The organism is Neoroseomonas terrae (assembly GCF_018129025.1).
GTDB classification, from domain to species: Bacteria; Pseudomonadota; Alphaproteobacteria; order Acetobacterales; family Acetobacteraceae; genus Neoroseomonas; species Neoroseomonas terrae.
The window spans coordinates 54,603-77,381 of record NZ_JAAEDI010000007.1 but is presented as its reverse complement, the minus strand read 5'-3'; the positions used below and the strand labels follow the sequence as shown (position 1 = coordinate 77,381).

General features: G+C 68.6%; 19 protein-coding genes. 15 read left to right on the top strand and 4 right to left on the bottom strand.

The features are described 5' to 3' along the window. The first annotated feature begins 71 nt into the window (after positions 1-71). The 3 genes from galE (at position 72) to GXW78_RS08040 (ending at position 1,697) form a co-directional block, all read left to right on the top strand. Positions 72-1,064, top strand: coding sequence for a UDP-glucose 4-epimerase GalE (galE, locus tag GXW78_RS08050; RefSeq protein ID WP_211867692.1), 993 nt, complete (start codon positions 72-74; stop codon positions 1,062-1,064). A gap of 97 nt (positions 1,065-1,161) precedes the next feature. Next, positions 1,162-1,368 (top strand): hypervirulence associated TUDOR domain-containing protein, encoded by a 207-nt coding sequence (locus GXW78_RS08045; RefSeq protein WP_211867690.1) that lies wholly within the window; start codon positions 1,162-1,164, stop codon positions 1,366-1,368. Between the two features lie 5 nt (positions 1,369-1,373). Further along, complete coding sequence (locus tag GXW78_RS08040; protein ID WP_211867688.1) at positions 1,374-1,697, top strand: hypothetical protein; 324 nt, start codon at positions 1,374-1,376, stop codon at positions 1,695-1,697. 32 nt (positions 1,698-1,729) lie between these two features. On the opposite strand, the gene GXW78_RS08035 is transcribed toward GXW78_RS08040, so the two are convergent. Genes GXW78_RS08035 through GXW78_RS08025 form a run of 3 tightly spaced genes read right to left on the bottom strand, consistent with a single transcriptional unit; the run spans position 1,730 to position 5,222 of the window. Next, positions 1,730-2,038, bottom strand: a complete 309-nt coding sequence (locus GXW78_RS08035) for a hypothetical protein (protein ID WP_211867686.1) — start codon at positions 2,036-2,038, stop codon at positions 1,730-1,732. A gap of 20 nt (positions 2,039-2,058) precedes the next feature. Beyond that, positions 2,059-3,462, bottom strand: a complete 1,404-nt coding sequence (locus GXW78_RS08030; RefSeq protein ID WP_211867684.1) for an HlyD family type I secretion periplasmic adaptor subunit — start codon at positions 3,460-3,462, stop codon at positions 2,059-2,061. Beyond that, the gene (locus GXW78_RS08025) at positions 3,459-5,222 is read right to left on the bottom strand and encodes a type I secretion system permease/ATPase (RefSeq protein ID WP_211867682.1); all 1,764 of its coding nucleotides are present in this window, start codon (positions 5,220-5,222) and stop codon (positions 3,459-3,461) included. Before GXW78_RS08025 ends, GXW78_RS08030 begins: the two co-directional genes overlap by 4 nt. A 260-nt stretch (positions 5,223-5,482) precedes the next feature. Here GXW78_RS08025 and GXW78_RS08020 point away from each other — a divergent pair, with 260 nt between their 5' ends. Continuing rightward, complete coding sequence (locus GXW78_RS08020; protein ID WP_211867680.1) at positions 5,483-6,679, top strand: glycosyltransferase family 2 protein; 1,197 nt, start codon at positions 5,483-5,485, stop codon at positions 6,677-6,679. A gap of 20 nt (positions 6,680-6,699) precedes the next feature. Here GXW78_RS08020 and GXW78_RS08015 read toward each other — a convergent pair whose 3' ends face one another. Continuing rightward, positions 6,700-7,146 (bottom strand): GtrA family protein, encoded by a 447-nt coding sequence (locus GXW78_RS08015; protein ID WP_211867678.1) that lies wholly within the window; start codon positions 7,144-7,146, stop codon positions 6,700-6,702. A 164-nt stretch (positions 7,147-7,310) separates the two neighbouring features. Between GXW78_RS08015 and GXW78_RS08010 the strand changes: the two genes are divergently transcribed. The 11 genes from GXW78_RS08010 (at position 7,311) to GXW78_RS07960 (ending at position 22,772) form a co-directional block, all read left to right on the top strand. Beyond that, positions 7,311-8,915: an ABC transporter substrate-binding protein gene (locus GXW78_RS08010; protein ID WP_211867676.1), complete on the top strand. Its 1,605-nt coding sequence runs from the start codon at positions 7,311-7,313 to the stop codon at positions 8,913-8,915. 113 nt (positions 8,916-9,028) lie between these two features. Further along, positions 9,029-10,627 (top strand): ABC transporter substrate-binding protein, encoded by a 1,599-nt coding sequence (locus GXW78_RS08005; RefSeq protein WP_211867674.1) that lies wholly within the window; start codon positions 9,029-9,031, stop codon positions 10,625-10,627. Between the two features lie 71 nt (positions 10,628-10,698). Then, entirely contained in the window at positions 10,699-12,291 is a 1,593-nt protein-coding gene (locus tag GXW78_RS08000) for an ABC transporter substrate-binding protein (protein WP_211867672.1), read from the top strand. Between the two features lie 5 nt (positions 12,292-12,296). After that, complete coding sequence (locus GXW78_RS07995; RefSeq protein WP_211867670.1) at positions 12,297-13,883, top strand: ABC transporter substrate-binding protein; 1,587 nt, start codon at positions 12,297-12,299, stop codon at positions 13,881-13,883. 206 nt (positions 13,884-14,089) lie between these two features. Then, positions 14,090-15,688, top strand: a complete 1,599-nt coding sequence (locus tag GXW78_RS07990; RefSeq protein ID WP_211867668.1) for an ABC transporter substrate-binding protein — start codon at positions 14,090-14,092, stop codon at positions 15,686-15,688. Between the two features lie 24 nt (positions 15,689-15,712). Continuing rightward, complete coding sequence (locus tag GXW78_RS07985; RefSeq protein ID WP_211867666.1) at positions 15,713-16,654, top strand: ABC transporter permease; 942 nt, start codon at positions 15,713-15,715, stop codon at positions 16,652-16,654. Beyond that, positions 16,654-17,565 carry an ABC transporter permease gene (locus tag GXW78_RS07980; RefSeq protein ID WP_211867664.1) on the top strand — a complete coding sequence of 304 codons (912 nt, stop codon included), beginning with the start codon at positions 16,654-16,656 and terminating at the stop codon, positions 17,563-17,565. Before GXW78_RS07985 ends, GXW78_RS07980 begins: the two co-directional genes overlap by 1 nt. A gap of 5 nt (positions 17,566-17,570) precedes the next feature. Next, positions 17,571-18,560: an ABC transporter ATP-binding protein gene (locus tag GXW78_RS07975; protein ID WP_211867663.1), complete on the top strand. Its 990-nt coding sequence runs from the start codon at positions 17,571-17,573 to the stop codon at positions 18,558-18,560. Beyond that, positions 18,557-19,585, top strand: a complete 1,029-nt coding sequence (locus GXW78_RS07970; protein ID WP_211867662.1) for an ABC transporter ATP-binding protein — start codon at positions 18,557-18,559, stop codon at positions 19,583-19,585. The genes GXW78_RS07975 and GXW78_RS07970 overlap by 4 nt, the downstream gene beginning before the upstream one ends. Before the next feature lie 199 nt (positions 19,586-19,784). Then, positions 19,785-20,288 (top strand): (2Fe-2S)-binding protein, encoded by a 504-nt coding sequence (locus tag GXW78_RS07965; RefSeq protein ID WP_211867661.1) that lies wholly within the window; start codon positions 19,785-19,787, stop codon positions 20,286-20,288. A 93-nt stretch (positions 20,289-20,381) separates the two neighbouring features. After that, positions 20,382-22,772 (top strand): xanthine dehydrogenase family protein molybdopterin-binding subunit, encoded by a 2,391-nt coding sequence (locus GXW78_RS07960; RefSeq protein WP_211867660.1) that lies wholly within the window; start codon positions 20,382-20,384, stop codon positions 22,770-22,772. Positions 22,773-22,779: the final 7 nt, after the last annotated feature.

Sequence of the window (22,779 nt, the reverse complement as noted above, 5' to 3'; positions counted from 1 at the left end):
CCGATTGCTAAAGCAGATCGTGATCGGGCGAAAACGCCCACCATTCCGTGACCGCGCGCCGGAGGATTGCCTTGGCCCGTTACCTCGTCACCGGCGGCGCCGGCTTCGTCGGCAGCCACGTCGTGCTCGCCCTGCTCGATCGCGGGGATGAGGTCGTCGTGCTCGACAACCTCTCGCAGGGCCATCGCGCCGCGGTGCCCGAGGCGGCGACGCTGGTGGAGGCCGAGCTCGCCGACGCGAAGCGCGTCGCGGAGGTCTTCGCGACCTGGCGCTTCGACGCCGTGCTGCATTTCGCCGCGCTGTCGATCGTGGGCGCCTCGATGCGCGACCCGCTGCACTACATCGCCGAGAATGTCGGCCATTCGCTGCGCCTCGCCGAGGCCGCGATCAAGGCGGGATGCCAGCGCTTTGTCCTGTCCTCGACCGCCGCGTTGTTCGGCGATCCGGACCGCGTGCCGATCGACGAGGATTGCCGCATCGCGCCATCCAACCCCTATGGCGACAGCAAGCGCATGGTCGAGGAAGGGCTGGAATGGGCGGCCCGCCTCCATGGGCTGCGCTACGCGGCGCTGCGCTACTTCAACGCGGCCGGTTCGGACCCGCAGGGCCGGGCGGGGGAGGATCACGACCCCGAGACGCATCTCGTGCCGCTCGCCATCGACGCCGCGCTCGGCCGGCGCCCGGCGCTGACGGTCTTCGGGGATGACTATGCGACGCCCGACGGCACCTGCATCCGGGACTACGTCCATGTCACGGACCTGGCGGCGGCGCATCTCGCCGCGCTCGCGCGGCTCGAGACGCATGGCTCCTGCCGCTACAACATCGGCAGCGGCAAAGGCGCCTCGGTGAAGGAGGTCATCGCGGCCGTCGAGCGCGTCGGCGGCCGGCCGGTGCCGCACAGCATCGGCCCGCGCCGCGCCGGCGATCCCGCCGTGCTGGTCGCGGCCTCCGACCGGCTGCGGGCCGAGACCGGCTGGGCGCCGCACCTCGGCAGCCTGGAGGACATCGTCCGCACCGCCTGGCAGTGGCGGGAAGCGCATCCGCAGGGCTACGGCGATCGCTGACCCATTGCCGCCGTCACGTCGGCAGGAGCGACGTCCTCAGGACGGAACGGCCGCCTCGCTGCCGCGTTGATCCGTGACCGGCAGAGGAGCGAGCACCATGGCGAAGGCACTGAAGCGCGGCGACCACGTCCGGTGGAAAAGCCACGGCGGCGAGGCCCATGGCAAGGTCGTGGCGAAGGTCACCGAGCGGACCCGGATCAAGGGCCACACCATCGCCGCCTCGGACGAGGATCCGCAATTTATCGTGGAAACGGAGGAGGGCGGCCGCGCCGCCCACAAGCCCCCGGCGCTGACGCGGGAGTGACCGCGATGCCCGAGGAGATCTTCCGCCCGACCATGCAGATGGCCTCAGCCGCGCGGCGCGGCCTGCGCCTGCGGGAAAAATTCGGCCGCGGCGGCACGGAGGTGGGCGTCCGGCGCGCGCAGCAACTGATCGACAGGCAGGAGCTTGCGGCAAAGGACGTGAAGTCGATGCACAGCTTCTTCGCGCGCCATGCCGTCGACAAGCAGACGAAGACCCATCGATGGGATTCGGACACCGACCCCTCGGCCGGCTTCATCGCCTGGCTGCTCTGGGGCGGCGACGCCGGCAAGGCCTGGGCGGACCGGAAGACGAAGTCGCTCGACCAGTGAGCGGGAGGGGCATCGCCCCTCCCGACACGTGCTCAGCTATCGAAGCGGAAGGCGCCCGACGGGGGCGCGCTCTCGGCCGCCGGCGCCGCGCCGGTGGCCGCTGCCGCGGCGTTCGTCGCCTGTTGGGCCACCTGGGCGCGAACCTTGTCCTCGATCTGCTTCAGCAGGTTGCCCATGCCGTTCACCATGGCGGGCAGTTGCGTCACCGGCACGCACAGCGTCGCGCAGGGCTGCGCCTTGCCGTCGGAACCGGTCACGGCGAGGGTCACGCGGGCAACGCCATGGGCCACCTGGGCCTCGACCACGCCGTCGGCGAAGATGGTGGGGCGGAGTTCAGCCATGCTTTGGGAATCCCTTCTATCTACTGCTCGCGGAAGGCGCGGGTGAAGCTATCGCGAACCGGCTGGGTGATATAGCGCAGGAAGGAACGCTCGCCGATCTGGATCATCGCCTCGACCGGCATGCCCGGCACCAGCTGTACCCCTTCCGTGCGGGCGAGTTGCTCCTGATCGATCAGGATATGCGCCCGATAATAGGTCTGCCGCGTGCGTTCGTCCGTTGTCACGTCCTGCGCGACGAAGGTGACATGTCCGTGAAGATACGGCACCAGCCGCTGCTTGAAGGCCGGCAGCCGGACCTCAGCCTGCAACCCGACATGGACGACGTCGATATCGTTCGGCTGGATGTTCACCTCGGCGATCAGCCGGTCCTGGGTGGGCACCAGGTCCATCACCGGGTCGCCCGGCCGCACCACGGCGCCCACGGTGAACAGGCGCAGGTTCAGCACGGTGCCGTCCTCGGGCGCGACGATGTCCCGCCGCACCGCGACGTCCTGGGCGGCGCGCAGCTTCTCCTCGACTTCCGCGAGCCGAACGCGGATCTCGCGCTGTTCTCCCGCGGCTTCCTCCCGGCGTTGGCCGACGATGCTCGCGATGGTGCTGCGCGCCTCGGTCATCGTCTGCGCGGCGCGTTCGAGCTGGCCGCGCAGATCCTCCCCCTGGCCTTCCAGCGCGGCGGCGGAGCGCTGCAGGGCGAGCAGTGTCGGCAGGCGCTGGAGCCCCTGCTGGACCAGGGTGCGGGTCATCGCTTCCTCCTGGCGGATCAGCTCGAGCTGCTGGCGCTGCGCGCGAAGCTGGCCCGTGGCGCCGGCAGTCACGGCTTCCTGCTGGCCGATCCGTGCCTCCTGCACCGCGACCTGGCTGGTCAGGGCGGCGCGGCGCGCCTCGAACACCGCCGTCTGGCCCAGCATGGCGTCTTCCGCGCGCGGCTCGTTCGCATTGCGCAGGGCGGTGGGGAACCGGATGCTGGTGCTGTCGTCGAGCTCGGCCGCCAGGCGCGCATCCTGCGCCAACAGCGCCCAGCGCTGGCTGCGCAGCGTCTCGAGATCGGACCCGGCGCGGATATCGTCCAGGCGGATCAATACCTGCCCGGCGCGGACGCGGTCGCCGTCCCGCACCATGATCTCGCGCACGATCCCGCCTTCCAGGTGTTGGATGGTGCGCCGCGTGCCCTCGACCTTGATCATGCCGGGCGCGATCGCGGCCTCCGACAGCGGGGCGAGGGCCGACCAGGCGGCGAAGCTGCCGAAGAAGATCACGATGGCGGCGATGCCGAACAGCGTCGTGCCGCGGGTGCGGGGCCGCGCCGCGACCGGCGGCGCCGCGGGGGGCGCAAGGTTGACCGATGGCAGCCGCTCGCGATGCGGCACCACCTGGTGCTCCTGGTTGGCGGCGGGCGGCGGCAGGGCCGGGGCGGGTTCGCTCATGCCTGTGCCTCCCTGCCTTGGGGGCGCCCGGCCGGCGCGGGGATGGGGGTGGGCTGGGCTGGCTTCATGATTGTCTTCAGCACCTCGGCGCGTGGGCCGAACATCTCGACGGCGCCGTCGCGCATCAGGAGGACCTTCTCCACCCCCTGCACCAGCACGGGGCGGTGGGAGACGAGGACCACCGTCACGCCGCGCCGCCGCAATTCGTGCAGGGCGCGCAGCAGCGCAGCCTCGGAATCGCCGTCGAGGTTGGAGTTCGGCTCGTCGAGCACGATGAACTTCGGGTTGCCGAACATGGCGCGGGCGAGGCCCACCTGCTGGCGCTGGCCACCCGACAGATGCTGGCCGCCGTCGCCGATCGCGGTTTCGTAGCCCTTCGGCAGGCGCAGGATCATCTCATGCGCCCCGGCGAGCTTCGCGGCCTCGTACACCGCCTCGACCGGCGCTTCGGCCATGCGGGCGATGTTATCGAGGATGGTGCCGTCGAACAGTTCGACATCCTGCGGCATGTAGCCGACATGGCGGCCGAAATCCTCGCGCTGCCAGGTGTAGACATCCGCGCCGTCGAGCCGCACGGCACCCGAAAGCGGCTGCAGCGTGCCGGTCAGCAGCCGGATCAGCGTCGTCTTGCCGGCCGCGGACGGGCCGATCACCGCGAGGCTCTCCCCGGCTTCCAGGGCGAAGGCCACGCCCTTCACCACGGCGACGTTGGTGCCGGGAAAGCCGTAGGTGACGCGCTCGACCGCCAGCCGGCCTGTCGGTTCCGGCAAAGCGAGGCCCGGCGGGCGCAGACGGGGCTGCACGAGGAAGGCCTGCAGCCGCTTCCAGCACTGGCGCGCCTGCACCAGTTGCTTCCAGCCGCCGATGAGCTGTTCCACCGGGGCGAGGGCGCGGCCCATGATGATCGAGGCCGCGATCGACGCACCCGCCGTCAGTTCCTGCCCCAGCACCAGATAAGCGCCGATGCCGAGGATCGCGATCTGCACGGCGAGGCGGAAGAACTTGGTCATCGCCAGCAGCGGCGCCGCACGGTCCATCGCCCGGTTCATCGGCACAGACATCTCGGCGACGCCGATCCGCCAGCGCGCCATGACGGCCGGCAGCATGCCCATGCTGTCGATCACCTCGGCATTGCGGACGATCGAATCCGCCCGCCGCTGCGACACCATCGCGGCCGTATTGGCATCCCGCAGCAACTTCGAGGTCGCGAATTCATTGAGGATAGTCAGGCCGAACAGCAGCACGGCCCCGATCAGCGCGACGAGCCCGAGCAGCGGATGCAGGATGAAGATGACCAGCAGGTAGATCGGCACCCAGGGCACGTCATAGAGGGCGAGCGCCCCCGCCGAGCCGATGAAGCCGCGGCAGACGCCGAGGTCGCGAAGCGCCTCCATCCGGTAGGGCCGTCCGCGCAACTGGCTTTCCACCGCGCGGGCGAAGCCCTCGGGGGCGACGCTCTCCTCCACCCAGGCGCCGACGCGCTGCATGATGCGCGACCGCGCGGCCTCGAGCAGCGCCAGCAGCCCGACCGCGGCAATGGCGATCAATGTGAGGTAGAGCAGCGTGTTCAGGTTGCGCGTGGACAGCACGCGGTCGAACACCTGCATCATGTACAGCGAGACGGTCAGTTGCAGGCCGTTGACCACGCCCGAGAACACGCCCACGGCGACGAACTGCGCGCGGCACGCCGCGACAGCGCGCGCAAGCGGCGTCTCGGCGGGCCTGCTCTCGCCCAGCAGGCCCCTCGTATCAACGGCCATTATGCATCGCCTTTGCCTGTCGGTGCGGCCCGGAACGCCCCGGGCCTGGTGGCACGGCAGCGGCCCGGTGGGCGGTGCCATGCATCGACATATCGTTTGTCATCGTGCAGCGAAGGCTTCCCTAATGCAGACGGCCGCCGGAAAAAAGCGCTTGAATGCATGACAGGCGATGTGGACATATCGAAAACGTATCATATTCCGTTGCCGGCTAACGCGGCGGTTCTGATAAGGATTGGCGCAGGGGCAGGGGGGAGCGACCCATGGAACTGACCAAAGCGCAGGGTGCCCTGGGCCTGGACTCCGCTGCCGCCGTCGAACTGACCATCCTCATGCCTTGTCTGAACGAGGCCGAGACGATCGGCGCCTGCATCGGCAAAGCGATGAGCTATCTAGCGCGCAGCGGCGTCGTCGGGGAGGTGCTGATCGCCGACAACGGCAGCACGGATGGCAGCCAGGCGATTGCCGAAAGGCTCGGGGCGCGGGTCGTGCCGGTCGCGATGCGCGGCTATGGCGCGGCACTGATCGCCGGCATCGCGGCGGCGCGCGGGCGCTTCGTCATCATGGGCGACAGCGACGATTCCTATGACTTCGCGACCCTCGAACCCTTCGTCGCCGAACTGCGGGACGGATGCGACCTGGTTATGGGGAACCGCTTCCGCGGGGGCATCCGGCCCGGCGCCATGCCGCCGCTGCACCGCTATCTCGGCAATCCGGTGCTCTCGACGATCGGGCGGCTGTTCTTCGACGCGCCGGTCCGGGACTTCCATTGCGGCTTGCGCGGCTTCAACCGCGACGCGATCCGGGCGCTCGACCTGCGGGCACCGGGCATGGAGTTCGCCTCCGAGATGGTCGTGAAGGCCACGATCCAGGGGCTCCGCATCACCGAGGTGCCGACGACGCTCTCGCCCGACGGGCGGTCCCGCCCGCCGCACCTGCGGTCCTGGCGGGATGGCTGGCGTCACCTGCGCTTCCTGCTGGTGTTCTGCCCGCGCTGGCTGTTCCTCTATCCGGGTGCGGCGCTGTTCCTGACCGGGCTGGTCGCGATGCTGCTTCTGCTGCCCGGGCCAGTGCGGCTCGGCAGCGTCACCATCGATGTGCACACGATGCTGTACGGCGCCGGGGCGATGATCATGGGCTTCCAGGCGGTGCAGTTCTGGGCCTTCGCGCGCATCCATGGCGCCCAGCAGGGCGTGGTGCCGGAGAGCAGGCGCCTGGCCGCGCTGCTCGATCGTTTCGGGCTGGAGCCGGCGCTGATCGTCGCCGGGCTGCTGGTTCTGATCGGGCTCGCGCTGGGTGTCGTGTCAGTGGCCATGTGGGGGTCGCAACACTTCGGGACGCTGGTCGGCATGGGCACGATGCGGCTGGCGATCGCCTCGGTGACCTGCATGGTGCTGGGATTGCAATTGGCCTTCGGGGCCTTCTTCGTCACGCTGCTGGGGATGATGCGATCGGGCTGAGGCGATCCCCGCCGTCCGACCTAGCCGCGAAACACCAGGCGGCGCGACAGCACGAAGTTGGTGAACATGCCGGCGATCGACCCGGCCGCGACGCCCAGGATCGGATTGGCTGCGACAACGGGCATGGTCGCGACCAGCAGCGCGTAGGTCCCGTAGTTCAGGGTGAAGCCTATCAGGTTCACCGCCACGAACAGCGCCCATTGCCGGTGCACCGGCCCGCTGCCGCGCCCACGGAATGTCCAGATGCGGTTCAGGCCCCAGGTCGCCGTCGCCGCGGCGACGTAGGAGACGGCGCGGCCGAGATAAAGCCCGGCCCCCAGCGCCACCATGCCATAGAGCACCGCGGTATCGACCACGAAGCCGATGGTCCCGACCACGCCGAAGCGCAGGAATTCCTGCGCCACCGCAGCCCGTGCGGGGCCGAGTGAGCGCGCCAGCACCGGCCCGAGGATGGGGATTTCCACCATGTCGGCGGTTTACGGCGGCGGGCAGGGTTTGCCCAGCGGCTTACCGATCGGCAAGCGCAGGGAATGCGCTCCGCAAGGTCCTTCCGGCGACGATCCGGTAATTCCACAGCGCCCCCATCTGCTCTAGGCTCGCGGCGGGCTTCACCGAACTGGAGATCATCCGGATGTTTCGACGCGACCTGCTGGCCGGCGCCGCGGCCGGCATGACCGCCGCCTCGCTGCCGCGTTTCGCCATCGCCCAGCCGGCCGCGCAGCGCGTGCTGAAATACGTCCCGCACGCGAACCTGCCGAACATCGACCCCTTCACCAACACGGCCTTCGTCGCCCGCGACCACGCCTTCCTGGTGTTCGACCAGCTCTACGGCATGAACGAACGCTTCGAGCCCGTGCCGCAGATGGCGCAGGGCCATGTGGTCGAGAATGACGGCCTGCTGTGGCGCTTCACGCTGCGCGAGGGGCTGAAGTTCCATGACGGCACGCCGGTGCGCGGGCGCGACTGCATCGCTTCCATCAGGCGCTGGGGCCGGCGCGACGCCTTCGGGCAGGAATTGCTGGCGCGCGTCGCCGACATGACCGAGGACAGCGACCGGGTCTTCACCATCAAGCTGAACCGGCCCTTCACGAAGATGCTCGAGGCCTTTTCGAAGGTCACGACGTCCTGCCTGTTCATCATGCCGGAGCGGCTGGCGAATGTTGATCCCTTCACGAATCTGAGCGAGGCGGTCGGCTCGGGCCCGTTCCGCTTCGTGCAGAACGAATGGGTGCCGGGCTCGACCGTCGTCTACGCCCGCAACGCGGACTACGTCCCCGTGCCGAACGGGACACCCTCGATGACCGCCGGGCCGAAGGTCGCGCATTTCGACCGCGTCGAATGGCGCATCATCCCCGATGCCTCGACGGCCGCTGCCGCGCTGCAATCGGGCGAGATCGACTGGTGGGAACAGCCGACGGCCGACCTGTTCCCGCTTGTCGCACGCAACCGCAACGTCGCGGTCGATGTCATCAACGGCACTGGCCTGATCGGCATCTTCCGCCCGAACCACCTGACCAAGCCGTTCGACAATCCTGCGGTGCGGCGTGCCGTGATCACAGCCATCGACCAGATGGACTTCATGACGGCGGTGATCGGGGATGCCACCGTCCCGGGCTACCAGTCGCTGAAGCGGGACCAGATCGGCTTCTTCGCGCCGACCTCGCCCTCCGCCTCGACCGGGGGGCTCGACCGGCTGAAGAAGTCGATCGACGCCGCGCGCGCCGAATTGCAGGCGGCCGGCGCGATGGGCGCGAAGATGGTGCTGATGAACGCGACCGACCTCGCCTCAATCAACGCGGCGACGCTGGTCGGCGCGGACCTGTTCCGCCGGATGGGCTTCGACGTCGATCTGGTCAGCGCCGACTGGGGCACGGTGGTGCAGCGCCGCGCCAGCAAGAACCCGCTGGAACAGGGCGGCTGGTCCGGCTTCTTCACCTTCTGGTCGGGCGTAGACCACTGGAACCCGGCGAGCCATGCTTCGATCCGCGGCCATGGCGACGCCGCTTGGCCCGGCTGGCCGACCATCCCGGCGATCGAGGCCCAGCGCAACGCCTGGTTCGATGCGCCGGACGAGGCCGCCGCCAAGGCCGCGACGGCCGAGATGCAGCGCATCGCCTTCGACCAGGTGCCCTATGTGCCGGTCGGCATGTACTACCAGCCGACCGCCTATCGCCGGAACCTGACCGGCATGCTGAAGGGCCAGCCGCCGCTGTTCTGGAACATCCGCCGCGGCTGACCGCCGCCGGTCATGGCCGGAGATTCATGCCGTGGCACGAGCCGGTGCCGCGGCCCCTTGCGCCGCGGGCGGCGATGCGCCCAGAACGCCGCCTCGCCAGTCGAGAGGTACGGATGCAGCGACGTCACCTGATTGCCGGCACGGGGGCAGCCCTGCTCGGCGCGATGCCGCGGCGCCCCGCACTGGGGCAGGGGACAGCCGCCGCGCCCCGCGTCCTGAAGTTCGTGCCGCAGGCGGAGCCGACGGTGCTCGACCCGATCGTCACGACGGCGACGGCAACGCGAACCCATGGCTACGCGGTGTGGGACACGCTGTACGGCTTCAATCAGGACTATGCGCCCGAGCCGCAGATGGCCGAAGGCCACACCGTCGACGCGGATGGCCGGCGTGTCTCGATCCGGCTGCGGGAAGGCCTGAAGTTCCACGATGGCGAGCCGGTGCGCGCGGCCGACTGCGCGGCCTCCATCCGCCGCTGGGCGGCGCGCGATCCGCTCGGCCAGGTGCTGCTGCCGCGCATCGAGGAGATGACGGCGACTGACGACCGCACTCTCGTGCTGCGCCTGTCGAAGCCGTTTCCCCTGCTGTTCCACGCCCTGGCGAAGCCCGCCGCGCCGGTCTGCTTCATCATGCCGGAGCGCCTCGCGGCGACCGATCCGAGCCGTGCGGTCACCGAGATCATCGGCAGCGGCCCGTTCCGCTACCTGCCGGATGAGCGTGAGGCCGGGCGCCGTCTCGTCTATGAGCGTTTCGCCGACTACGTGCCGCGCGCGGATGGCGTGCCGAGCTGGACCGCCGGGCCCAAGCGCGCCCACATGGACCGCATCGAATGGCATGTCAGGCCGGATGCCGCGGCGGCATCGGACGCGCTGGTCGCCGGCGATGTCGACTGGTGGGAGAACCCGGCCGGCACGCTGCAAGCGGCGCTGCGCCGCGACCGCAACATCGTGCTCGAGGTTCCCGACCCGACAGGGCTGATGGGCATTGCCCGCTTCAACCACCTGCACCCGCCCTTCGACCGCGCGCCGATCCGCCGCGCGCTGCTCGGCGCCATCGACCAGGGCGGGTTCATGGCGGCCGTGATCGGCGAGGATCGCAGCCTCTGGCGCGACGATGTCGGCATCTTCCCGCCCGACACGCCCTTCGCGAGCGACGAGGCCCTCGAGGCCCTGACAGCCGCGCGCGACATCGACAAGGTGAAGCGCGAGATCGCCGAGGCCGGCTATGGCGGGGAGAAGGTGGTGCTGCTCGCGGCAACGGATTTCCCCACCCTCGCGGCCCTGGCCTCGACGGGGGCGGACACGCTGCGCCGCGTCGGCCTTGAGGTCGAGCTCGTCACTGGCCCCTGGGCGGAACTGATGCGCCGCCGCGCCAACCGCGCCGCGCCGGCCGAGGGCGGCTGGAGCATGTTCTTCACCACCTGGAACGGCATCGACATGCTGAGCCCGGCGAGCAACCAGGCGCTGCGCGGCACAGGCGCGGATGCCTGGTTCGGCTGGCCCACCATGCCGCGCATGGAGGAACTGCGCGGCCAGTGGTTCGACGCGCCGGACCTTGCCGCCCAGCAGGCGGTGGCCCGGCAGATCCAGGCGGAAGCGATGCGTGAGGCGCCGTACCTGCCGCTCGGGCAGTATTTCCAGGCGACTGCCTATCGCCGCGGCATCTCCGGCATGCTGAAGGGCCTGCCGGTGTTCTGGAACGTCAACAAGGGTTGAGGCGCGGGTTGCTGATCCGGCACGGGGCTGGTCAGATGCGCGCTGACTAAAACGGGCTGGGAGCCGAAGAAATGAACCGTCGTGACCTGCTGAGGACCTCCGCCGCCGCGGGGGCCGCCGCCGCACTGCCGCGATTCGCGACTGCGCAGCCGGCGCAGAACCGCCTGTTGAAGATGGTACCGCAGGCGAACCTCACCAGCCTGGACCCGATCTGGACGACCGCGAACATCACCCGCAACCACGGTCACATGATCTATGACAGCCTCTACGGCCTCGACGCGAATTTCGCGCCGCAGCCGCAGATGGCCGAGGGCCATGTGCTTGATGACGGCGGCAAGGTCGTCACCATCACGCTGCGCCAGGGGCTGAAGTTCCACGACGGCGAGCCGGTGCGCGCGCAGGACGTGGTGCCGTCCATCAACCGCTGGATGAAGCGCAACCCGTTCGGCCAGAAGCTCGCCACCGTGGTCGATGCGCTCGAGGTCGTGGACGACCGCCGCGTGCGCTTCAAGCTGAAGAGGCCGTTCCCGCTGCTGTTCAAGGCGCTGGGCCAGGTTTCCAACAGCCCGGCCTTCATCATGCCGCAGCGCCTTGCCGAGACCGACGCCTTCCAGCAGGTGCGCGAGGCGATCGGCTCCGGCCCATTCAAGTTCAAGGCGGATGAGTTCAACTCCGGCAGCCTCGTCGTCTACGAGAAGTTCGCCGACTACGTGCCGACGCCGAACGGCACGCCGAGCCTGACGGCGGGCCCCAAGGTCGCCTACATGGACCGCGTCGAGTGGCACATCATCGTCGATGCCGCGACCGCCGCCGCCGCGCTGCAGACCGGCGAGATCGACTGGTACGAGCAGCCGCCGCCGGAGATCCAGCAGCTTCTCCGCCGCAACCGGCAGATCTCGATCGAGGCGATCGACCCGCTGCCGCTGACCGGTATCCTGCGCTTCAACCACCTGCACCCGCCCTTCGCCGACAAGAAGATGCGGCAGGCCATCCTCCCGGCGATCAACCAGGAGGAATTCATGCAGGCGGTGGTCGGCACCGACGCATCGCTGTTCCGCACCGGCGTCGGCCTGTTCACGCCCGGTACGCCGCTCGCGAACGATGCCGGGCTTGCGCCGCTGATGGGTCCGCGCAGCCTGGATCGCGCGAAGGCCCTGATGCGCGAGGCCGGCTACACCAACCAGCCGATGCGCCTGATCGGCCCGACCGACATCCTGGCCCCCGCGGCGATGACGCAGATGGGTGCGGATCTGGTCCGCCGGCTCGGCTTCAACGCGGACATCGTGCTGACGGACTGGGGCACCACGGTGACGCGCCGCGCCTCGCGTGAGCCGCTCGACCGCGGCGGCTGGTCGATGCTGTTCACCTCCTTCTCCTCGGTCGACTTCGTCGATCCCGCGGCGCACTACCCGATGCGCGGCAACGGCACGAGCGCGTGGTTCGGCTGGCCGACCATCCCGCGGCTCGAGGAACTGCGCGACGCCTGGTTCGACGCGCCGGACCTCGCGGCCGAGCAGGCGCTGGCACGCGAGATGCAAACGGTCGCGATGGATGAGCTGCCCTACGTTCCCGTGGGCGCTTACCTCTCGATCACGGCGATCAAGCGCAACCTGACCGGGCGCGTGCCCGGTCTGGCGCTGTTCTGGAACATCCGGCGGAGCTGAGAACCATGGAACGCAGGACCTTCCTCGGCGCCGGCGCGGGCATCGCGACGGCCGGCGTTGCCGCGCCCGCGCTGTCGCAGGGTGCGGTGGCGCGCACGCTGCGCGTCATCCCGCAGGCGAACCTAACCAGCCTCGATCCGGTCTGGACGACGGCGGTCGTCACCCGGAACAACGCCTTCATGATCTACGACCAGCTCTGCGCGCAGGACGCGCAGGGCGAGATCAAGCCGCAGATGGTCGAAGGCTGGGACGTGTCCCAGGATGGGCTGACCTGGGTCTTCACCCTGCGCGAAGGGCTCGCCTTCCACGATGGCGAGCGCGTGCTGGCGAAGGATTGCGTCGCCTCCATCGACCGTTGGCGCCGGCGCGATCCCTTCATGCAGGTGCTGTGGCCGAATGTCGCGGCGGTCGAGGCGATGGACGACCGGAAGTTCCGCTTCCGCCTGCACCGGCCGACGCCGCTGATCCTGCTCGCGCTTGGCCAGACGCAGTTCCCCTGCTTCATCATGCCCGAGCGCATCGCGCAGACCGACGCGTTCCAGCAGATCCGCGAGACGATCGGTTCCGGTCCGTTCAAGTTCGTCCGCGACGAATGGAACCCCGGCCAGCGCGCGGTATGGGAGAAGAACGAGCGCTACGTGCCGCGGCAGGAAGCCGTCGATGGCCTCGCCGGCGGCCGTGTGCCGAAGATCGACCGCATCGAATGGACCATCATCACCGATCCGGCGACCAGCGCCAGCGCTATCGCGCAGGGTGAGCAGGACTACTGGGAGTACCCGCTACACGACCTGCTGCCGATGCTCCGCCGCAACCGCGGCGTGGTGGTCGAACAGCGCCTTCAGGAAGGCACCTACGGCATCTGCCGCTTCAACACGCTGCAGCCGCCCTTCAACAACCCCGCGATCCGCCGGGCGGTCGCGATGGCGGTGGACCAGCGCGACTACCTGCGCGCCGTCGCGGGCGACGATCCGGCCGGCTGGGGCGTGTGCGAGGGCGTCTTCACCTGCGACACGCCACTTGCAAACGAAGTCGGCAGTGATCTGCTGAAGATGCACAACATTGAGCGCGCGAAGCAGGCGCTCGCTGCCGCCGGCTACAGTGGCGAGAAGGTGGTGCTGATCGCGCCGGGCGACTATCCGCAGATCAACGCGCTGTCGCTGATGACGGCGGACATCATCCGCCGGCTCGGGATGAACCTCGAACTCATCTCGGCCGACTGGGGCACGCTGATCCAGCGCCGCGCGAGCAAGGAGCCGGTCGACCGCGGCGGCTGGAGCATCATCCACACCACCTCCTCCGGCCAGTCGCTGACGCTGCCGGTCTTCCACCTGTTCCTGCGCGCCAACGGGCCGAATGCCTGGTTCGGCTGGCCGGACGTGCCGGAGGTGGAACGCCTGCGCGCCGAATGGGTCGAGAAGGGCGGCGACCTCGCCGAGGGCCGCCGCATCGCCGAGGCGCTGAACCGCGAGGCGATGCAGGCGATGTACTACGTGCCGCTCGGCTACTACTGGCAGCCCTCGGCCTGGCGGCGGAACGTGACCGGCGTGTTCCGCGCGCCGGCGACCGTCTTCTGGAACATCGGTAAGTCGTGACCGGCTCGGCCCGCCACCCATCTGCGGGGGTGGCGGGCCGGTTGGCACGGGCCGTGCTCAGCATTGTCATCACAGGGGCGTGGCCACGGCGGCCGGGGGCCTTCGGGTCCGCGGCAACCCTGGTGGCGCGCCTGCGAATGATGCAATGTGACCGACAACCGGGCAGGTGAGGCTCCTGACCGGACGGCAAAACAGGGAGACGGTGAATGGACCGCAGAACGTTCCTCAAGGCCGGGGCGGGTGCCGCTGCCTTCGGCATGGCAGGGGGCGTCGCCGCCCCCGCCCTGTCCCAGGGTGCTGCCGCCCGCACCCTGCGCTTCGTGCCGCAGGCGAATCTCGCGAATTTCGACCCCATCTGGACCACGCAGTATGTCGTCCGGAACGCCTCGGTCATGGTGTGGGACACGCTGTACGGCTTCGACGACAAGCTCGAACCCCAGCGCCAGATGGTCGAAGGCGAGGAGGTCTCGCAGGACGGCAAGACCTGGACGTTCAGGCTGCGTGAGGGGCTGAAGTTCCACGACGGCGAGCCCGTGCGCTCGGTCGATGTCGTCGCCTCCCTGACGCGCTGGATGCCGCGCGACCCGATGGGTCAGTTGCTGCGGACCTTGAACGAGGAACTGGTCGCGGTCGACGACCGCACCTTCCGCTGGCGGCTGAAGCAGCCTTTCACCAAGATGAAGATGGCGCTTGGCAAGAATGCGACGCCGATGGCGTTCATCATGCCGGAACGGATCGCCAAGACCGACCCGTTCAGCCAGATCAGCGAGTATGTCGGCTCAGGCCCGTTCCGCTTCGTGCGCAATGAGTGGGTGCCGGGTGCGAGGGCGGTCTTCGCGAAGTTCGATCAGTACGTGCCGCGTAGCGAGCCGGCGAGCTGGCTCGCCGGCGGCAAGCGTGCGCTGATCGACCGCGTGGAATGGGTGGTGATGCCCGATCCGGCGACGGCCTCGGCCGCGCTGCAGAACGGCGAGGTCGACTGGTGGGAGAATCCGATCACCGACCTTGTTCCCATCCTGCGCCGCAACCGCAACATCGCTGTCGATATCGCCGATCCGCTGGGCAATATCGGTTCCTTCCGCATGAACCACCTGCACCCGCCCTTCAACAATCTGAAGGTGCGCCAGGCGGTGATGACGGCGCTGAGCCAGGAAGACTATATGCGCGCCCTCGTCGGCGACGATGCCGATTTGTGGAAGGTGATGGGCGGCTTCTTCACTCCCGGCACGCCGCTCTACTCCGAGGAAGGCGGCGCGATGATGAAGGCCGCGAACCTGGAGCGTGGCCGGCAGATGCTGCGCGAATCCGGCTACAACAACGAGCCGGTGATCTGCGTCGTCGCTCAGGACCAGCCGATCACCAAGGCGCAGGGCGACGTGACGGCCGATCTGCTGAAGCGGCTTGGCATGAACGTCGATTTCGTCGCGACGGATTGGGGCACGGTCGGCCAGCGCCGCGCGATGAAGAATCCGCCCAACCAGGGCGGATGGTCGATGTTCCACACCTGGCACGCCGGCGCGGACGCCACCAACCCGATGATCTACAACGCCGTGCGCGCCAACGGCGACGGCGCCTGGTTCGGCTGGCCGAACGTGCCGTCGGTCGAGGCCGAGGTGCCGAACTGGCTAGCCGCGACGAATCTCGAGCAGGAACGGGAGGCGATCGGCCGGCTCAACCGCGCCGCGGTCGAGAACGTGGTCTATTGCCCGACCGGCTTCTTCCTCGGCTACCAGGCATGGCGCCGGAACGTCTCCGGCATCGTGAAGGGGCCGATTCCCTTCGCCTGGGGCGTGTCCAAGTCCTGAGTCACTGAACGGATACCCGCGATCATGTTCGCTTATATCGTCAGGCGCGTGCTGGCCACCATTCCGGTGATGGCCATCGTTGCGCTCTTCGTCTTCTCGCTGCTCTATATCGCGCCGGGCGATCCGGCGGCGGTGATCGCGGGTGACCAGGCAACGCCCGAGGATGTCGAGCGGATACGCCAGTCGCTCGGCCTCGACCGGCCGTACCTCGTGCGCTTCGGGGAGTGGGTGTTCCGCATCCTGCGCGGCGACCTCGGCGTGTCGATCTTCACCAACCTGCCGGTGTCGCTGATGATCCAGCAACGCATCGAACCGACGTTGTCGCTGATGGTCGTGACGCTGCTGCTCGCGGTGACGATCGCGGTGCCGATGGGCGTGGTGGCGGCCTGGAAGGCCGGTACCTGGATCGACAATGCGGTGATGAGCTTCGCCGTGCTGAGCTTCTCGGTGCCGGTCTTCGTCGTGGGCTACCTGCTCGCTTACATCTTCGCGCTCGAACTCGATTGGTTGCCGGTGCAGGGCTACACCCCCTTCAGCAACGGCTTCGGGCCATGGATCCAGAACCTGATCCTGCCCGCGGTGGCACTCGGGTCGGTCTATATCGCGCTGATCGCGCGCATCACGCGCGCGACGATGCTGGAAGTGCTGCAGCAGGACTACATCCGCACCGCGCGCGCCAAGGGCGCAGGGCAGCGCTCGATCCTGTTCCTCCATGCGCTGAAGAACGCGGCGGTGCCGATCGTCACCGTCATCGGCATCGGCATTGCGCTGCTGATCGGCGGCGCGGTGGTCACCGAAAGCGTCTTCGCGATTCCGGGCCTCGGCCGCCTGACCGTCGATGCCATCCTGCGGCGTGATTACCCCGTCATCCAGGGCGTCGTGCTGCTGTTCTCCTTCGTCTACGTGCTGGTCAATCTGGCGATCGACCTCCTCTACACCCTGTTCGATCCGAGGATCCGTTACTGATGTCCGCTCCTGCCATCGATCCGACGAAGGTCGCGGCTGCCGCGCCGATGCCGGACATCATGCCCCCGGTGAAGGCTCGTAAGGGCTTCTGGGGCTTCATGTATCGCAACCCCACCATCGCCGTCGGCGGCACCATCCTGCTGCTGATGGTGCTGATGGCGATCTTCGCGCCGTATCTCGGCACCACCGACCCGACGGCGCTCGCCCCGGCGCGGCGCACGCGCGAACCCTCGGCGCAGTATTGGTTCGGCACCGACATGCTGGGGCGCGACGTCTATTCGCGCGTCATCTACGGTGCGCGCGTCTCCCTCTTCGTCGGCTTCGCGGTCGCGATCTGCGCCTCGATCGTCGGCCTTGCCATCGGTGTCGTCTCGGGCTTCGTGCGCTGGGCCGACGGCATCATCATGCGCATCATGGACGGGCTGATGTCGATCCCGTCCATCCTGCTCGCCATTGCGCTGATGGCGCTGACGCGGGGTTCGGTCGGCAACGTCATCCTGGCGATCACCGTCGCCGAGATTCCGCGCGTCTCGCGACTGGTGCGCGGCGTCGTGCTGTCGCTGCGCGAACAGCCCTATGTCGATGCCGCAGTCGCCGCCGGCACGCGCACCCCGATCATCATCTGGCGGCACATCCTGCCCAACACCATTGCGCCGATGACGGTGCAGGCGACCTATGTCTGCGCCTCAGCGATGATCGTGGAATCGATCCTATCCTTCATCGGCGCCGGGACGCCGCCGATCATCCCCTCCTGGGGGAACATCATGGCGGAGGGCAGGGCGCTGTGGCAGGTGAAGCCATACATCGTCTTCTTCCCCGCGCTCTTCCTCTCCATCACCGTGCTCGCCGTGAACCTGCTGGGTGACGGCCTGCGCGACGCGCTCGACCCGCGCATGGCGAAAAGGCTCTGACCCGCATGGCATTGCTCGAAGTCGAGAACCTTCAGACCCATTTCCGGGCCCAGGACGGCGTGAACCGCGCCGTCGACGGCGTGACCTTCCACGTGAATGCGGGGGAGACGGTCGCGATCGTCGGTGAATCCGGCTGCGGCAAGTCCGTCACCGCGATGTCCATCCTGCGGCTGATCCCCGAGCCGCCGGGCAAGATCGCCGGTTCCATCCGCTTCAACGGGCGCGACCTGCTGAAGCTGTCGGACAAGGAGATGCGCTCGATCCGCGGCAACGAGATCAGCATGATCTTCCAGGAGCCGATGACCTCGCTGAACCCGGTGCTGACCGTGGGCAAGCAGATCGGCGAGACGCTGCGCCTGCACCAGGGCATGTCCGCCGCCCAGGCCGAGGCCCGCGCAGTCGAGATGCTGAAGCTCGTCGGAATCCCAGAGCCGCAGCGGCGGGTGAAGGAATATCCTCACCAGCTTTCGGGCGGCATGAGACAGCGCGTGATGATCGCCATCGCGCTCGCCTGCAATCCGAAGCTGCTGATCGCGGATGAGCCGACGACCGCGCTCGACGTGACGATCCAGGCGCAGATTCTCGACCTGATGCGCGACCTGAAGCGCACCGTCGGTGCCGCCATCGTCATCATCACCCACGATCTCGGCGTGGTGGCCGAAGTCGCGGAGCGCGTCATCGTCATGTATGCCGGCCGCAAGGTCGAGGAAGCCTCGGTCGGCAAGCTGTTCCGCACCCCGCGCCACCCCTACACGCAGGGGCTGCTCGGCTCGATGCCGAAGCTCGGCTCATCGCTCACCGGCGACGAGACGCGGCTGCAGGAGATCCCGGGCCTGGTGCCGAGCCTCAAGCGCAAGCTCGATGGCTGCGTCTTCGCCAGCCGCTGCCCCTACACGACCGACCTGTGCCGGGCCGTCGCCCCGGCGCTGGAGGAGAAGGACGACGGCCACGTCGCCGCCTGCCACTACGCGCCCAAGGAAGCCGTCGCCGCATGAGCACCCCGATCCTCGAGGTCAACGACCTCAAGAAGCACTTTCCGATCCGCGGCGGCTTCTTCGGCGGCACGACCGGGCATGTCTATGCGGTGGATGGCGTGTCCTTCTCGATCCAGAAGGGGGAGACGCTGTCGCTGGTCGGCGAGTCCGGCTGCGGCAAGTCCACCGTCGGCAAGGCGATCCTGAAGCTGTTCGACATCACCGCGGGGCAGGTGGTGCTGGACGGGCAGCGCATCGACGACATGGCCTATGGCTCGCTTCGTCCGATGCGTCGCCGCATGCAGGTGGTCTTCCAGGACCCGTTCAGCAGCCTCAATCCGCGCATGCGCGTCCGCGACATCCTGGCCGAGCCGATCCGCAATTTCGGCCTCGCGAAGGACGGGACCGATCTCGACCGGCGCATCGCCGAGCTGATGGACCGCGTGCGCCTGCCGCGCGACGCGGTGAACCGCTGGCCGCATGAATTCTCCGGCGGACAGCGCCAGCGCATCTGCATCGCGCGCGCGCTCGCGGGCGAACCCGACCTGATCATCTGCGACGAGGCGGTCTCCGCCCTCGACGTATCGGTGAAGGCGCAGATCGTGAACCTGCTGCAGGACCTGCAGAAGGAACTCGGCCTCGCGATGCTGTTCATCAGCCACGACCTCGCGATCGTCGAGCATATGACGCACCGCGTCGCGGTCATGTACCTCGGCAAGATCGTGGAAGTGGCGCCGAAGCGCAGCCTGTTCGCCGCGCCGAAGCACCCTTACACCGAGGCGCTGCTCTCCGCGGTACCGGTGCCCGAACCGGGCGCGGCGCGCGAACGCATCATCCTCAAGGGCGACGTGCCATCCCCGATCCGCCCGCCGCCGGGCTGCCGCTTCCACACCCGTTGCCCCTACGCCTTCGACCGGTGCAGGAAGGATGAGCCGGAACTGCGCCAGACCGAGGACGGGCATTTCGCCGCCTGCCACCTGCATGATCTGCCGGATGCGCAGAACCCGCTGGCCGGTGCGCGCGGCGCGGCGGTGATCGCGCACTGACGCGACGCCCGCCGGACCGGTGCCGCAGCACCGGCTCGGCAGGGCCGCGCAGCCGTTGCGAGTCATTCGCAACCCGCGGATTACCGCGCTTTTCAGCGCCCGATGCTTGACGTCACGGGCTCCGGAGCGCGAGGCTTGCGGTGAGACGGCCGGGCCGCCTATGCCCGGCCATCCATCGCATGCCTCAGGGAGACACCAGATGCCGCAGGTCACGCTGACCGTGAACGGCCAGACCCACACGGCGGAGGTGGAGGGCCGCACCCTCCTCGTGGAACTCCTGCGGGAGACACTCCGCCTCACCGGCACGCATGTCGGCTGCGACACCAGCCAGTGCGGCGCCTGCGTCGTGCATATCGACGGGGAGAGCGTGAAGGCCTGCACGACGCTCGCGGTCATGGCGAACGGGTCGAACGTCACGACGATCGAGGGCCTCGCTGCCGCCGACGGCACGCTGCACCCGATGCAGGAAGCCTTCCGCGAGTACCACGCCTTGCAGTGCGGCTTCTGCACCCCCGGCATGGTCATGTCGGCGATCGACCTGGTGAAGAAGCACCCCGACGGGCTGACCGAGCAGCAGATCCGCGAGGGCCTCGAAGGCAATCTCTGCCGCTGTACGGGCTACCACAACATCGTCAAGGCCATCGCCGCCGCCGCCGAGGTCATGCACGGCAAGCGGGCCGAGATCGCGCGCGCCGCCGAGTAGCCCGGCGCGCCCCGCGCGCGCCCATCCATGCAGAAATCCGGCCACGGGGGCCAACCCCCGGGCCGATCAGGAACCCCGGGGAGGGGATCGGACATGAACGACGTGGTTCCGTTCGAGGGCATCGGCGCCAGCGTGCGGCGGAAGGAGGATTTCCGCTTCCTTCGCGGCCGCGGCGCCTACACCGCGGATTTCAACCGGCAGGGCCAGCTTCACGCCTGGATCCTGCGCAGCCCGCACGCCCATGCGCGCATCCGGTCCGTGGATGTCGCAGCGACCACGGGGATGCCCGGCGTGGTCACCGTGTTCACCGGCGCCGACATGGCGAAGGACAATCTCGGCGGGTTGCCCTGCGGCTGGCAGATCCACAACAAGGACGGCTCGCCGATGGCCGAGCCACCGCATGCCGTCATCGCGCATGACAAGGTGCGCCACGTCGGGGACCCGGTCGCCGTCGCCATCGCTGCCACTCGCGACCAGGCGCGCGATGCCGCCGAGGCGATCGTCGTGGATTACGACGTGCTGCCCGCGGCCGCGACCTTGGAAGCCGCGCTGAAGCCCGGCGCACCGGAAGTCCATGGCGGCGTCGCCGGCAACCTCTGCTATGACTGGCACATCGGCGACAAGACGGTGCTCGATGCCGCCTTCGCCAAGGCGCACAAGATCGTCTCGCTGGATCTGGTGAACAACCGCCTGATCCCAAATGCGATGGAACCGCGTGCGGCACTCGGCGAGTACGACCCGACGACCGGCGACTACACGCTGCACACCACCAGCCAGAACCCGCATGTCATCCGGCTGCTGATGGGTGCGAACGTCCTGCACATCCCGGAATCGAAGCTCCGCGTCGTGGCACCCGATGTCGGCGGCGGCTTCGGCTCGAAGATCTACCACTACGCCGAGGAAGCGATCGTCACGTGGTCGGCCGGCAAGCTCGGCCGGCCGGTGAAGTGGACGGCGGACCGTACCGAATCCTTCATGTCGGACGCGCATGGGCGGGACCATGTGTCGAAGGCCGACCTCGCGCTCGACGCAAACGGCACCATCCTCGGCCTGAAGGTGCACACCTACGCCAATATGGGCGCATATCTCTCGACCTTCGCGCCCTGCGTGCCGACCTACCTCTACGCGACGCTGCTGGCCGGCACCTACATCACGCCGGTCATCTATGCCGAGGTGAAGGCCGTCTTCACCAACACCGTGCCGGTGGATGCGTATCGCGGCGCCGGTCGCCCGGAGGCGACCTTCCTGCTGGAGCGGCTGATGGATGTCGCCGCGCTGGAATCGGGCATCGACCGTGTCGAGCTGCGCCGGCGGAACTTCATTCAGCCCGACCAGTTCCCCTACCAGACGCCGGTCGCGCTCCAGTACGATTCCGGCAACTACCAGGCGACGCTGGACCAGGCGCTGGCCGCCGCCGATTGGGCCGGCTTCGAATCACGGCGCGCCGAGGCCGCGAAGCGCGGCAAGCTGCGCGGCATCGGCTGCTCCACCTATCTCGAAGCCTGCGGCATCGCACCGTCCGCGGTGGTCGGCTCGCTCGGCGCGCGCGCCGGGCTCTATGAGGTCGGCACCATCCGCGTGCACCCGACCGGAAGCGTGACGGTACTCACCGGCGCGCACAGCCACGGGCAGGGGCATGAGACGACCTTCGCGCAGCTCGTCGCCGACAAGCTCGGCGTCCCGGTCGCGCAGGTGGACATCGTCCATGGCGACACGGCCAAGGTGCCCTTCGGCATGGGCACCTATGGCTCGCGGTCGCTGGCTGTCGGCGGTTCGGCCATGATGAAGGCGATGGACAAGGTCATCGCCAAGGGCAAGCGCATCGCCGCCCATCTGATGGAAGCGAGCGTCGACGACATCGAGTTCGAACGCGGCACCTTCCGCGTCGCCGGCACCGACAAGACCAAGGCGCTGGTGGATATCTCGGTCGCCGCCTACGTCCCGCACAACTACCCGATCGACGAGATCGAGCCCGGCCTGGAAGAGACCGCCTTCTACGACCCCAAGAACTTCACCTATCCCGGCGGATGCCACATCGCCGAGGTCGAGATCGATCCGGAGACGGGCAAGGTCAGCATGGTGAACTTCACGGCCGTCGACGATGTCGGCCGCGTCATCAACCCGATGATCGTGGAAGGGCAGGTCCAGGGCGGCATCGCCCAGGGCATCGGTCAGGCACTGCTTGAGACCTGCGTCTATGACGCCGATGGCCAGCTGCTGTCGGGATCGATGATGGACTACACCATGCCGCGCGCGGACGACCTCGCGCCGGTATCCGTCGCGACGCACACCACGCTCTGCACGCACAATCCGCTCGGTGTGAAGGGCTGCGGGGAGGTCGGGGCGATCGGCTCGCCGCCCGCCGTCATCAACGCGGTGGTCGATGCGCTGCGCGACTTCAAGGTTCGGACCCTGGACATGCCGGCGACCCCGGCCAAGATCTGGGGCATCATCAATGGCGGCCGCGCCATGGCGGCGGAGTAGGGGACCT

Excerpts from the sequence above, each read along its gene's own strand:
- GXW78_RS08045 (WP_211867690.1), top strand. The coding sequence starts at position 1,162 with ATGGCGAAGGCACTGAAGCGCGGCGACCACGTCCGGTGGAAAAGCCAC.
- GXW78_RS08040 (WP_211867688.1), top strand. The coding sequence starts at position 1,374 with ATGCCCGAGGAGATCTTCCGCCCGACCATGCAGATGGCCTCAGCCGCG.
- GXW78_RS08035 (WP_211867686.1), bottom strand. The coding sequence starts at position 2,038 with ATGGCTGAACTCCGCCCCACCATCTTCGCCGACGGCGTGGTCGAGGCC.
- GXW78_RS08030 (WP_211867684.1), bottom strand. The coding sequence starts at position 3,462 with ATGAGCGAACCCGCCCCGGCCCTGCCGCCGCCCGCCGCCAACCAGGAG.
- GXW78_RS08025 (WP_211867682.1), bottom strand. The coding sequence starts at position 5,222 with ATGGCCGTTGATACGAGGGGCCTGCTGGGCGAGAGCAGGCCCGCCGAG.
- GXW78_RS08020 (WP_211867680.1), top strand. The coding sequence starts at position 5,483 with ATGGAACTGACCAAAGCGCAGGGTGCCCTGGGCCTGGACTCCGCTGCC.
- GXW78_RS08015 (WP_211867678.1), bottom strand. The coding sequence starts at position 7,146 with ATGGTGGAAATCCCCATCCTCGGGCCGGTGCTGGCGCGCTCACTCGGC.
- GXW78_RS08010 (WP_211867676.1), top strand. The coding sequence starts at position 7,311 with ATGTTTCGACGCGACCTGCTGGCCGGCGCCGCGGCCGGCATGACCGCC.
- GXW78_RS08005 (WP_211867674.1), top strand. The coding sequence starts at position 9,029 with ATGCAGCGACGTCACCTGATTGCCGGCACGGGGGCAGCCCTGCTCGGC.
- GXW78_RS08000 (WP_211867672.1), top strand. The coding sequence starts at position 10,699 with ATGAACCGTCGTGACCTGCTGAGGACCTCCGCCGCCGCGGGGGCCGCC.
- GXW78_RS07995 (WP_211867670.1), top strand. The coding sequence starts at position 12,297 with ATGGAACGCAGGACCTTCCTCGGCGCCGGCGCGGGCATCGCGACGGCC.
- GXW78_RS07990 (WP_211867668.1), top strand. The coding sequence starts at position 14,090 with ATGGACCGCAGAACGTTCCTCAAGGCCGGGGCGGGTGCCGCTGCCTTC.
- GXW78_RS07985 (WP_211867666.1), top strand. The coding sequence starts at position 15,713 with ATGTTCGCTTATATCGTCAGGCGCGTGCTGGCCACCATTCCGGTGATG.
- GXW78_RS07980 (WP_211867664.1), top strand. The coding sequence starts at position 16,654 with ATGTCCGCTCCTGCCATCGATCCGACGAAGGTCGCGGCTGCCGCGCCG.
- GXW78_RS07975 (WP_211867663.1), top strand. The coding sequence starts at position 17,571 with ATGGCATTGCTCGAAGTCGAGAACCTTCAGACCCATTTCCGGGCCCAG.
- GXW78_RS07970 (WP_211867662.1), top strand. The coding sequence starts at position 18,557 with ATGAGCACCCCGATCCTCGAGGTCAACGACCTCAAGAAGCACTTTCCG.
- GXW78_RS07965 (WP_211867661.1), top strand. The coding sequence starts at position 19,785 with ATGCCGCAGGTCACGCTGACCGTGAACGGCCAGACCCACACGGCGGAG.
- GXW78_RS07960 (WP_211867660.1), top strand. The coding sequence starts at position 20,382 with ATGAACGACGTGGTTCCGTTCGAGGGCATCGGCGCCAGCGTGCGGCGG.